This is a genomic window from Mesorhizobium sp. 113-3-9 (assembly GCF_016756515.1).
Taxonomy (GTDB): domain Bacteria; phylum Pseudomonadota; class Alphaproteobacteria; order Rhizobiales; family Rhizobiaceae; genus Mesorhizobium.
The window spans coordinates 331,622-343,560 of the sequence record NZ_AP023246.1 but is presented as its reverse complement, the minus strand read 5'-3'; the positions used below and the strand labels follow the sequence as shown (position 1 = coordinate 343,560).

11 protein-coding genes are annotated in these 11,939 nt (G+C 63.5%); 3 read left to right on the top strand and 8 right to left on the bottom strand.

The window, feature by feature from the left end:
• Positions 1-64: 64 nt before the first annotated feature.
• The 4 genes from MesoLj_RS01560 to MesoLj_RS01545 form a co-directional block, all read right to left on the bottom strand.
• A complete protein-coding gene (locus tag MesoLj_RS01560; RefSeq protein WP_202324861.1) occupies positions 65-874 on the bottom strand; it encodes an ABC transporter permease in 810 nt (269 codons plus the stop codon).
• Positions 874-1,539 carry an ABC transporter permease gene (locus MesoLj_RS01555; protein WP_140770101.1) on the bottom strand — a complete coding sequence of 222 codons (666 nt, stop codon included), beginning with the start codon at positions 1,537-1,539 and terminating at the stop codon, positions 874-876. The genes MesoLj_RS01560 and MesoLj_RS01555 overlap by 1 nt, the downstream gene beginning before the upstream one ends.
• Before the next feature lie 205 nt (positions 1,540-1,744).
• Complete coding sequence (locus tag MesoLj_RS01550; protein WP_056569263.1) at positions 1,745-2,542, bottom strand: transporter substrate-binding domain-containing protein; 798 nt, start codon at positions 2,540-2,542, stop codon at positions 1,745-1,747.
• Between the two features lie 56 nt (positions 2,543-2,598).
• On the bottom strand, positions 2,599-3,414 hold the full coding sequence (locus tag MesoLj_RS01545) for an ABC transporter ATP-binding protein (protein WP_446720287.1): 816 nt from the start codon (positions 3,412-3,414) through the stop codon (positions 2,599-2,601).
• Between the two features lie 216 nt (positions 3,415-3,630).
• On the opposite strand from MesoLj_RS01545, the gene MesoLj_RS01540 reads away from it, so the two are divergent.
• From MesoLj_RS01540 to MesoLj_RS01530, 3 genes are all read left to right on the top strand, one after another.
• Entirely contained in the window at positions 3,631-4,479 is an 849-nt protein-coding gene (locus MesoLj_RS01540; RefSeq protein ID WP_202327109.1) for a dimethylarginine dimethylaminohydrolase family protein, read from the top strand.
• Complete coding sequence (locus MesoLj_RS01535; RefSeq protein ID WP_140770099.1) at positions 4,476-6,080, top strand: 5-guanidino-2-oxopentanoate decarboxylase; 1,605 nt, start codon at positions 4,476-4,478, stop codon at positions 6,078-6,080. The genes MesoLj_RS01540 and MesoLj_RS01535 overlap by 4 nt, the downstream gene beginning before the upstream one ends.
• 235 nt (positions 6,081-6,315) lie before the next feature.
• Positions 6,316-7,023 (top strand): SDR family NAD(P)-dependent oxidoreductase, encoded by a 708-nt coding sequence (locus MesoLj_RS01530; protein WP_202324860.1) that lies wholly within the window; start codon positions 6,316-6,318, stop codon positions 7,021-7,023.
• A gap of 89 nt (positions 7,024-7,112) precedes the next feature.
• On the opposite strand, the gene rpsA is transcribed toward MesoLj_RS01530, so the two are convergent.
• The 4 genes from rpsA to aroA form a co-directional block, all read right to left on the bottom strand.
• The gene (gene rpsA, locus MesoLj_RS01525) at positions 7,113-8,810 is read right to left on the bottom strand and encodes a 30S ribosomal protein S1 (RefSeq protein WP_140770095.1); all 1,698 of its coding nucleotides are present in this window, start codon (positions 8,808-8,810) and stop codon (positions 7,113-7,115) included.
• 207 nt (positions 8,811-9,017) lie between these two features.
• Positions 9,018-9,668: a (d)CMP kinase gene (cmk, locus tag MesoLj_RS01520; protein WP_202324859.1), complete on the bottom strand. Its 651-nt coding sequence runs from the start codon at positions 9,666-9,668 to the stop codon at positions 9,018-9,020.
• Positions 9,665-10,504 (bottom strand): hypothetical protein, encoded by an 840-nt coding sequence (locus MesoLj_RS01515; RefSeq protein ID WP_202324858.1) that lies wholly within the window; start codon positions 10,502-10,504, stop codon positions 9,665-9,667. Before MesoLj_RS01515 ends, cmk begins: the two co-directional genes overlap by 4 nt.
• 20 nt (positions 10,505-10,524) lie before the next feature.
• Positions 10,525-11,892 (bottom strand): 3-phosphoshikimate 1-carboxyvinyltransferase, encoded by a 1,368-nt coding sequence (gene aroA, locus MesoLj_RS01510; protein ID WP_202324857.1) that lies wholly within the window; start codon positions 11,890-11,892, stop codon positions 10,525-10,527.
• Between the last annotated feature and the right edge of the window lie 47 nt (positions 11,893-11,939).

Sequence of the window (11,939 nt, the reverse complement as noted above, 5' to 3'; positions counted from 1 at the left end):
ATCGTCCGCAACTGCAAGAAAAGCGGCGGATATCTCCATCGTGCCGTGTGCGATCGGTGCGCCTCTAGCCGACCTTGACCGGTATCCGCGCTTCGATCCGGCTGAAGGCCAGGACGAGAATGCCGGTGATCGCCATATAGATCAACGCCAGCAGCAGCAAGGGCTCGTAGGTGAGGTAGGTATCCTGTCGCACCTTGGACGAGACGGCGAAGATATCGATCACGCTGATCGTCGCCACCAGCGGCGTCGACTTCAACTGCAGCACGGTCTCACCGGTCAAAGTCGGCAGTGCCCGGTAGAAGGCCTGTGGCAGCCAGATGCGCTGGAAGATCTTCCAGCGGCTCATGCCGAAGGCGCGGGCGGCTTCCAGCTGTCCCTTGGGCACACCGGCAAAGGCGCCGCGCATCACCTCGCCCTCGTAACCGGCGAAGGACAGGGTCAGCGCCAGCACGCCATATGGCCAGGCCTGTCTGAGATAGGGCCACATCCAGGATTCGCGGATCCATGGATATTGCGGGAACAGCGAACCCAGCCCGTAGTAGAGCAGCCACAGTTGCAAAAGCAGCGGTGTGCCGCGGATGATGGTGCAGAAAACCTTCGCCGGCGCCGCAACCCAGATTGAACCGGCGGCCTGCGCCAGCCCGACCGGCACGGCGATCAGGAAGCCGAGCACGCAGGTGACGGCCAGGATCCACAGGGAGCGCCAGATGCCCATCAGGCCCAGTGCCCAATATTGCGGCAGCCAGTCCCAGCGCATGAAAAAGGCGGCTGACAGCACCAGCCCCAGAGCAATCACGATGAGGACGATGCGATGCGGCTGCAGCCACAGCGAGGCGCGCGCCGCCGTGTTGATGATGGCAGCCTCGCCCACCATCAGCGTGCATCCTTGATCGAAGGCATGCCGCGTCGCGCCCATTTCTCGGCGCGGCTGAGCAGGAGGTTGGAAAACAGCGTTACCGCGAGATAGAGCACGCCGGCGGCGAGATAGAATATCAGATAGGCCTTGGTCACGCCTGCCGCCTGCCGTGTCGCAAGCGTCAGTTCGAAGAAGCCGACGACGGCCAGCAGCGCGGTGTCCTTGGTCGCGATCAGCCACAGATTGGCCAGACCCGGAATGGCAAAGGGCAGCATCGCCGGCAGCGTGATGCGCCGCAGCAGAAGGCCGGGAGACATGCCGTAGGCGCGGGCGGCTTCGATCTGGCCCTGCGGGATGGCGAGGATCGCGCCGCGCATGACTTCCGTCGAATATGCGCCCTGGACGAAGCCAAGCACGGCTATGCCGGCCACCAGCCCGTTGATATCGACACGCTGGTAGCCGATCGCGGTGAGCACCTGGTTTATCAGGTCGGTGCCGGCGTAGTAGAGCAACAGGATCAGCACCAGTTCGGGCACGGCGCGCACCACGGTGGTGTAGACCGCAAGCAGGTCGCGCACGACAGGCCCGCCATAGAGCTTGCCATAGGCACCGCAGGTTCCGATGAACAGGCCGACGATCGTGGCGCCGACGGCGATCTCGATCGAATGCAGCAGCCCGAGCATGAGTGTCCCGCCCCAGCCGACCGGCGCGGGCGAGAGGAGTTCGATGATGCCGGCCGCCGAGGCCTGAAGAAACGCGTCGATCAGCTTCGCCCCCGGATTGCTGGCGCTATCCGCCGACGTCAGTGGCCGACGGCAAGCACGCGTGGGAAGGGTCGGCTGGAGAGCATGACCTTGGCGTCATGCCCTCCGGCCTGTGCGAGGGGCGTCAGTTCGACTGCGTCGAGCCGCCGTAAATGTCGAAATCGAAGTATTTCTTCGAGATTTCGTCATACTTGCCGTTGGCGCGGATCGCCTTGATGCCGGCGTTGATCTTTTCCTTCAGGGCGGTGTCTTCCTTGCGCACGCCGGCGCCGACGCCCGGTCCGAGCACCTCGTCGTCCGGAGCCACCATGCCCTTCAGGTCGCAGCAGGCCTTGCCCTGGTCGGACTTGAGGAATTCGCCAAGAGCGATGGAGTCTGCCTGCACCGCATCGAGGCGGCCGGCGGCGAGATCCTGGTTGGCTTCGTCCTGGGTCTGGTATTCCTTGATCTCGGAGGCGGTGGCGCCGAAGTGCTTCTTGGCGTAGACGGCGTGCACGGTCGATACCTGGACGCCGACGACCTTGCCCTTGAGGTCATCCGGCGTCGAGCCGAACTTCTGGTCCTTCGGTCCGATGATCGCCGTCGGCGTGTTGTAATACTTGTCCGAGAAGTCGATCGTCTTCTTGCGTTCGTCGGTGATCGACATCGACGAGACGATGAGATCGATCTTCTTGGTGGTCAGCGCCGGAATGATGCCGTCCCAGGCAACGGGCGTGATGACGCAGTCGAGTTTCTCCTCGGCGCAGACGGCGTCGATGAAGTCGATTTCCCAGCCGACCCATTTGCCCGAAGCATCCGGCGAGGTGAAGGGCGGATAGGGCTCGGCGGCGACGCCGATCTTGACCGGGTCGGCCTTGGCCACACCCATGGCGGCGACGCCGAGCAGCAGTGCCGCGGCGAATGTCTTCAGAACAGTCTTCATTTCGTGACTCCCAGTTTGTTGTTGGTTCCCGGTTTTCTTCCGTCCCGGCCTGTCCCTTAGCCGATGTTGCGGATGAACTGCTTGAGCCTTTCGGATTTCGGCGCGCCGAAGATCTGTTCCGGCGGGCCTTCTTCCTCGACCAGCCCGTTGTAGAGATAGACGACATGGGTCGCGACCTCGCGGGCGAATTTCATCTCGTGGGTGACCAGCACCATGGTGCGGCCTTCGCGGGCAAGGTCGCCAATCACCTTCAGCACCTCGCCGACCAGTTCGGGGTCGAGCGCCGAGGTCGGCTCGTCGAACAGCATGACGCGCGGATTGATGGCCAAGGCGCGCGCGATAGCGGCGCGCTGCTGCTGGCCGCCCGACAGATAGGCGGGATAGACGTCACGCTTTTCGGCAAGTCCGACGCGCGCCAGCAGCTTTTCGGCCTGGGCGATCGCCTCGTCGCGCCTGACGCCCAGCACATGCACCGGAACCTCGATGACGTTTTCGATCAGCGTCATGTGGCTCCACAGATTGAAATTCTGGAACACCATGCCGAGCTTGGAGCGGATGCGCTCGATCTGCTTGCGGTCGGCCGGAACGGTGTGGCCGTGGCTGTCCGCCTTCAGCTTGATCTCCTCGCCATTGACGCGGATGATGCCGCTGGTCGGATTTTCGAGGCAGTTGATGCAGCGCAGCAGTGTCGATTTGCCCGAGCCTGAGCCACCGATGATGGCGATCACCTCACCATCGCGCGCCGACAGCGACACGCCCTTCAGCACATGCAATTCGCCGAATTTCTTGTGCAGGTTTTCGACATGGATGGCTTCGGCGGCGCCGTCCTGCGCCATTTGTTCGAGGACGGATGCGGCGCCCTGCGCCATCATCCCTTCGACGCTCCGCGGAGCGGTCGAGCCCATCGCTGCTGGATTGTTTTACCCATTACCCATCACTGGACAGAGTTCCCATTCTCAAGATGGACCGTTCCGCTTGCCTCCGTCAACCATGGTTTTTGGACCATTGATCACAGCTTGCTGTAGTGGTTAGTGGCGGCAGGGATGTTTCGGGAGAATTTAGTGGGCAAAACATACGGTTCGCAGTCCATGGCAGGACCGCTCAAACGCGTGCTGATGCGGTCCGCGTCAAGTGCCATGCGCCACGCCAAGGCGCGGGAATGGCACTATGGCCCAGGCTTTGACCCGCAAAAAGCCGCCGCCCAGCATGAGCGGCTGACGCAGCTGGTCGCGGCTTCAGGTGCCGAGATCGAATGGCTGACGGACGCCGATGACGGGCTGGCCGATTCCGTCTTCACCCACGACCCTTCGCTGATGACCGATCACGGCGCCGTCATCCTGTCCATGGGCAAGGCACTGCGCAGGCCGGAGCCCGGCCTGCACGAGGCCGCCTACACCAGCATGGACATTCCGATCTTCGGCCGCATCGAGCATCCCGGCCAGGTGGAAGGCGGTGACTGCGTCTGGGTCGATGCCGGCACGCTGGCCATCGGCCGCGGCGTACGCACCAACCAGGACGGCATCCAGCAGCTCGCCAACCTGCTCTCGCCCAAGGGCATACAGGTCTATGGCTTCGATCTGCCGCTGTGGCACGGCGAAGAGGCCTGCCTGCATCTGATGTCGGTGATCAGCCCGCTCGCCGACGATCTGGCTTTGGTCTATTCGCCGCTCCTGCCGGCGGCTTTCTACCAGATGCTGCGGGCACGCGGCATCAAGCTGGTCGAGGGCGATGCCGATGAGTTCATGGCTTCCAGCGGGCTCAGCCTCAACGTGCTGCCGACCGCGCCGCATCAGGTGATCGCCGTCGCAGGTTTTCCCAAGACGGCGGCGGCCATGGAGGCGGCCGGCTGCACGGTTTCCACCTTCGAGGCGGATGCACTGTGCATCGCTTGCGAGGGCGGCCCGACCTGCCTGACACGTCCGGTGCTGCGCCAATGACGACAGCTGTGACGACCATTGGGCCGACCATCGGCGAGGCCCTCATCACGCTGCTCGAAGCCCACGGCGTCGACACCGTCTTCGGCATTCCGGGTGTCCACACGGTGGAGCTCTACCGTGGCCTGGCGCGTTCGAAAATCCGCCATGTCACGCCGCGCCACGAACAGGGCGCCGGCTTCATGGCCGACGGCTATGCCCGCGCCAGCGGCAGGCCGGGTGTCGCCTTCGTCATCACTGGACCGGGGCTGACCAATACCATTACCGCCATGGGCCAGGCGCGCGCCGATTCGGTGCCGATGCTGGTCATCTCGGGTGTCAACGCCACGCCGACACTGGGCAAGGGGCTTGGCTTCCTGCATGAACTGCCGGATCAGCGCGGCATGATGGAAAAGGTGGCGCTGTTGTCGCAGCGTGTCACCGAGGCCAGCGAATTGCCCGGGGCGTTGGCACGGGCCTTCGCCCTGTTTTCGTCCTCGCGGCCGGGTCCGGTGCATATCGAGATCCCGACCGATGTCATGGTCAAGCCGGCCGACGATATCGCGGCGCTGCTGAGCAATGCGGCACCGCCGGCGCCGGACGGCGCGGCAATTGCCGGTGCAGCCAAAATCATCGCGGCAGCGCGCCGGCCGCTGATCCTGGCCGGCGGCGGCGCCAAGGGTGCCGAAGCGCCATTGCGGCGCCTGGCCGAGAAACTGGGTGCGCCGGTCGTCGAGACCACCAATGCGCGGGGTCTGCTGCACCGCCACCCGCTCTGCGTACCGGCAAGCCCCAGCCTGAAGGCGGTCCGCGCGCTGATGGCCGAGGCCGATCTGGTGATTGCCGCCGGCACCGAATTCGGTCCGACCGATTATGACGGCTACGGCGATGGCGGCTTCGTTCTGCCTTCCAACCTGATCCGCATCGACATCGGCGCCGACCAACTCGCGCGCCGCCCGGTGACGATCGGCATCCAGGCCGACTGCGCCGAGGCGATCGAGGCCCTGCTCGCCGCGACCGGCTCCGCTCATCCTGCGGCGCCAGACGGCGAGGCACGCGCCGCCGCGGCCCGGAAGGCGGCGTTCGCCGAGCTCAGCCCGGCCTATGTGGCGCAGGTGCACGCGGTGGAAATGATCCGCGATGCCTTGCCGGGCGCCATTGTCGTCGGCGATTCGACGCAGCCGGTCTATGCCGCCAACCTCTATTACGACCACGACCGGCCAGGCGGCTGGTTCAACGCCGCCACCGGCTTCGGCGCGCTTGGTTACGGCCCACCGGCGGCGATCGGCGCGGCACTTGCGGTGCCCGACGCGCCGGTTGTCTGCCTGACCGGAGACGGCGGTTTCCAGTTCACGCTGCCCGAACTCGGCGCGGCACTCGATGCCCAGGCACCGGTCATCTTCGTGGTCTGGAACAACAGGGGCTATCGCGAGATCGAGACCTCTATGCTCGACGTCGGTGTGGAACCTGTCGGGGTGTCGCCGGCGCCGCCGGATTTCTGCAAGCTGGCCGAAGCCTATGGCATCGGCGCCGAGCGGCTGGCCGACATCGGCGCCTTGCCGCAGGCGTTGAGGCAGGCGCGGGCGACCGGGTTGCCGCGTGTCATCGAAATCACGGTCGATTGAGCGCCAAGGCCGGCGTTGATTTTCAACCTGTATCGGCCATTCGCCGGCTTGCCTGTCGCACGGCAAAAGCTGCAGGGCCGGCGAATCGCGATGGCCAGCGAGCTGACGCATGCAAAGACGCTACAACTGCCATGTCGAGATATCAGTTGAGTGATCGCCCGAAAGGCGCGACGCTTCGCGTCGGCGCGGCGCAACAAGCGAAATAATCATAAGAATACGACAGGAGCGATCCAGGATGACGGAAACACTTCAAGGCAGGCATATCGTCGTGACCGGCGGGACCGGTGCGCTCGGCGGCGCGGTGGTTGGCCGGTTGCTGGAGCAGGGCGCGATCTGCCATGTGCCGAACGCACATGCCGCGGCCCCCCAGCATTTTCCTTTCGCCGCGCACGAGAACGTCAAGCTGGCGCACAATGTCGACCTGTCGGACTCCGCCAAGGTTGAAGGCTTCTACGCCCAGGTTCCCGCCTTGTGGGGATCGATCCACCTCGCCGGTGGTTTCGCCATGGCGCCGGTGGAAAAGATCGAATCGGCGTCCTTTGCCGAGATGATGGATACCAACGCCCGCACCACCTTCCTGTGCAGCCGCGCGGCTATCCGCTCGATGCTGGCTTCGGGCACATCAGGCCGCATCGTCAATGTCACCGCGCGCGCCGGGCTCGACCCCAGGCGCGGCGCCGGCATGGTCGCCTACACGGCCAGCAAGGCGGCGGTCGCGGCCATGACGGTGGCGATGGCCGAAGAGCTGAAGGCCAAGGGCATCCTGGTCAATGCCGTGGCGCCGTCGACGCTCGACACGCCGGCAAACCGCGCCGATATGCCGGATGCCGATTTCACCAAATGGGTCAGCCTCGAAGCGGCTGCCGAAGCCATCGCCTATCTCGCCTCGCCGGCCAACCAGGCGATGAGCGGAACGCTGGTGCCGCTCTACGGCCGGGCGTAGCTCCGCAAACGAACGACCTGGCTTTCGCCAAAGAAAAACCCCGCCGGATCGCTCCGGCGGGGTTTTGTTTTGGGGGTGGAAGAAGAGGCTTAGTTGCCCTGCTTCTTCAGCGCGGCACCCAGGATATCGCCCAGCGAAGCGCCGGAGTCGGTCGAGCCGTATTGGGCGACCGCTTCCTTCTCCTCGGCGATTTCCAGCGCCTTGATCGAGACCTGCAGCTTGCGGGTCTTCTTGTCGAAGGCGATGACGCGGGCATCGACCTTCTGGCCGACGGTGAAGCGCTCGGGGCGCTGCTCGTCGCGGTCGCGGCTCAGGTCCGAGCGCTTGATGAAGGTCTCGATGCCGCTGTCGACCAGCCGCACTTCCAGACCGCCATCCTTGACGCCGATGACCTCGCAGGTGACGACGGCGTTCTTGCGCAGTTCGCCTGAAGTGGCCGCTTCGCCGACCGAGTCGCGGGCCAGCTGCTTGATGCCGAGCGAGATGCGCTCCTTCTCGATGTCGACGTCGAGCACCTGCGCCTTGACGATGTCGCCGCGATTGTACTCTTCGATGACCTGCTCGCCCGGACGGGTCCAGTCGAGGTCGGAGAGGTGCACCATGCCGTCCACGTCGCCTTCCAGGCCGATGAACAGGCCGAACTCGGTCTTGTTCTTGACCTCGCCCTCGACCTGGCTGCCGACCGGATGGTTGCGCGCGAAGGCTTCCCACGGATTTTCAAGCGTCTGCTTGAGGCCGAGCGAGATGCGGCGCTTGGCCGGATCGACCTCGAGCACCACCACGTCGACTTCCTGGGTCGTCGACAGAATCTTGCCGGGATGCACGTTCTTCTTCGTCCACGACATTTCCGAAACGTGGATGAGGCCTTCAATGCCCGGCTCCAGCTCGACGAACGCGCCGTAGTCGGTGATGTTGGTGACGGTGCCCTTGATCTTCTTGCCGATCGGGAACTTCGTGCCGATCTCGGACCACGGATCGCTCTCGAGCTGCTTCATGCCGAGCGAGATACGGTGGGTTTCCTGGTTGATGCGGATGATCTGCACCTTGACCGTCTGACCGATGTTGAGGATTTCGGTCGGATGGTTGACGCGGCGCCATGCCATGTCGGTGACATGCAGCAGGCCGTCGATGCCGCCGAGGTCGACGAACGCACCGTAATCGGTGATGTTCTTGACCACGCCTTCAACAACCTGGCCCTCTTCGAGGTTCTGCACGATTTCCGAACGCTGTTCGGCGCGGCTTTCCTCGAGCACGGTGCGGCGCGACACCACGATGTTGCCGCGGCGGCGATCCATCTTGAGGATCTCGAAGGGCTGCGGGTTGTGCATCAGCGGGGAGACGTCGCGGATCGGCCGGATATCGACCTGGCTGCGCGGTAGGAAGGCCACGGCGCCGTCGAGGTCGACGGTGAAGCCGCCCTTGACCTGGTTGAAGATGACGCCTTCGACGCGCTCACCCTTGGTGAACTTCTCTTCGAGGCGGACCCAGCTCTCTTCGCGGCGGGCCTTCTCACGCGAAAGCATCGCTTCGCCAAGCGCGTTCTCGATGCGCTCGACATAGACTTCGACGGTGTCACCGACCTTGAGGGTGGTGTCCTTGCCCTTGACGCCGAATTCCTTCAGCGGCACGCGGCCTTCGACCTTGAGGCCGACGTCGATGATGGCCATGTCCTTTTCGATCGCGGTGATCGTGCCCTTGACGACCTGACCTTCGCCGGAATGGCCGGTGGTGAATGATTCTTCGAGCAGGCTCGCGAAATCGTCGCGAGTGGGATTTGCAGCTGACATTGTTTCTCCTGGAGTGCCCCGCATCTCTGAGCGGGACGGGCGCCGTGGGTTAGCGTTGCGTTGGCCTGCCGGCGTTCCGGGCTTTAAAAAGCCCTGGGCCGCTTTGAAGCGGCAATTCCGGCGCATGAAGAATGCTGGCAGGCTGGTTCGTGCCCGATATGGGTATTTTCTTCGCTTCCGGCAACGGAAACAGCATGAAAACCCGGATCAGGCCTTGTTTCTCCTGGCCAGCACGTCGTCGATAACAGCCATGGCCGCGAGAAACGCGGCTTCTATAGCCATTTCGCTGGTATCAAGCAAGTGCGCGTCGGCGGCCGGCTTCAAGGGCGAGTCGGCACGGCCCATGTCGCGCTCGTCGCGGCGCACGATGTCGGCGAGGATTTCGGCGAAATTGGCGGTGCCACCGATGCTTTCGATCTCGGCCAGCCGGCGTCGTGCCCGCACTTCGGCGCTCGCCGTCACATAGAGTTTGATGTCGGCGTCGGGGCAGACGACAGTGCCGATGTCCCGCCCGTCCAGCACCGCGCCTGGCGGCGTCTTGGCAAACGCGCGCTGCTTCTCGACAAGGATGCGCCGCACCGTCGGGAACACCGCGACCTTCGAGGCCGCCTCGCCAACGGCATGCGCCGACAGCACCGCGCGGTCGAGCTTCGCCAGATCGACCTGGCGGGCGGCGGTTTCGGCCGCCGAGACATTGTCGAGCGGCAGCGCATGCTGGATCAGCGCATAGGCCACCGCGCGGTAGGTGAGGCCGGTATCGAGCAGGTTCAGCCGGTAATGGTCGGCGAGACGCCGGGCGAGCGTGCCCTTGCCGGCACCGGCGGGGCCGTCGATGGCGATGGTGAAGGTGTGTGTCATTCTTGGAGAGAGTATTTCTGAATGAGAAACGAGGAGAAATGATCGGTGGCGTTGCCTACCATCTCGTCAACGCAAGCGCTTAGCTGTTGAAATAGTCCTAGAACGACGTCAGGTAGATGCTTGTCGCCAACCGCCCCTTGCGGCGCGTCCATGCCTGCAAGAAGTAGACCACCTAGGCTTACGTTGAGTGTTCCGACGGATATGGACCTGTAGTGGGCTAAGTCATCACGTATCGATCGAGAGCTGTCTCCGTCTTTCATCAGCCAGCCATCAAAGTTAGGTCGGTGCGCATTGTAGATGGATGCAAGAGACCGGGAGACACCAATTTCATCATCCTGTTTCAGCAGCCAGTTTCCAAATCTACGAAAGCTAACACATTGATTTTTATACAAAGCCGATAGCGCGTACGTAAGCTGATCAAGGCAACGGCGGCAGGCCAAAATGAAAGCTTGGTATTCCGCATTCAAAACGGTCATGTCACCGCCCGCGACTACCTCATTTCGCCTCATTGAAAAGCCCTGCAGTGCCTCAATAATTGAGTTATCGATTTGCCTAATTCTATGGCAGTTATATGCAGAAATTGCCAAACTACTTCGGGCGTTCGAATTTATCCCGTCAACTAAAATCTGCTTCCTTTTATTGTGGAATTCACCCCATCGCCTAAATGCCTCTGCGGTTGGCGACTCGTTTGTCATCGCTAAAAAGCGGTCGATTGACATCGTATACGGCCGACGAAGAGTGAAGCTCACAATTGGACTAACTCTTCGGAAATACTCTTGAACACTTGCCATAGCTTCGAGTTGCCATTCATCGAAGGATTCTGGCTCCTCACTCATGGTCGTCTCCGCTTGGTCCGTTATCGCTCTGTGGCGATCTCAGCGCCCAACCCCTTCATCAAATCCATGAACTCCGGAAAGCTCGTCGCGATCATGGCGGCGTCGTCGATGGTGACAGGCTTTTCTGTCGCCAGCCCCATCACCAGAAAGCTCATGGCGATGCGGTGGTCCAGATGCGTCTTGACCTTCGTATCCTGGCCGTTGGGATGGCCGCCCAGGCCCTTGCCGCCCGGCTTGCCGCGCACGGCAAGCGACGCCTCGCCCTCGGTGCAGTCCACCCCGTTGAGCTTCAGCCCGTTGGCGACGGCCGACAGCCGGTCGGATTCCTTGACCCGTAGTTCTTCCAGGCCCTGCATCAGTGTCTCGCCCTCGGCGAAGCTCGCGGCAACAGCCAGTACCGGATATTCGTCGATCATCGATGGTGCCCGCTCCGGGGGCACGGCGACGCCCTTGAGCTCGGAATAGCGCACGCGCAGGTCGGCGACATCCTCGCCGCCGGCATTGCGCGGGTTCAAGATGTCGATCTTGCCGCCCATTTCCTGCAGCGTCAGCAAAAGCCCGGTCCGGGTCGGGTTCATCAGCACGTTTTCAATCACAATGTCCGAACCCGGCACGATCAGCGCCGCGACCAGCGGGAAGCCGGCCGAGGACGGGTCGCCGGGCACCGCGATGGTCTGGCCGGTCAGCTTGCCCTGGCCCTCGATGAAGATGTGGCGCACGCCGCGTTCGTCGGTCTCGACCGACAGGTTGGCGCCAAACCCCTTGAGCATCTTTTCGGTGTGGTCGCGCGTCATCACCGGTTCGATGACGGTAGTGATGCCCGGCGTATTGAGACCGGCGAGTAGCACCGCCGATTTCACCTGCGCCGAGGCCATCGGCACGCGGTAGGTGATGGGTGCGGCGTGCTTGGGGCCATGCAGCGTGATCGGCATGCGGTCGCCTGGCGTCGCCTTCAGCACCTGCACGCCCATCTGGCGCAAGGGTTCCAGCACGCGGCCCATCGGCCGGCCCGAAAGCGAGGCGTCGCCGATGAAGGTGGTTTCCATGTCATAGGTGCCGACGAGGCCCATGGTCAGCCGTGAGCCGGTGCCGGCATTGCCGAAGTCGAGTGGGCCTTCCGGCTGCAAGAGCGCGCCGTTGCCGGTGCCGCGGATCACCCACTCGGCGCCGCGCTTCTCGATATGCGCGCCCATCGCCTTCATGGCCGCGCCCGTGCGCATCACGTCCTCACCCTCCAGCAGGCCGGTGATGCGGGTTTCGCCGGAGGCGAGACCGCCGAACATGAAGGAGCGGTGCGAGATCGACTTGTCGCCCGGCACCCGGGCCGTGCCGGAAAGGGCTTGAGATTTGCGGGCGGTGGCCGGCTTGGCAGCGGCGGCGTGAGACATGGAATTTCCCTGGACGGAATGCCGGCGGGCCGGCGCTTTTCATTTGT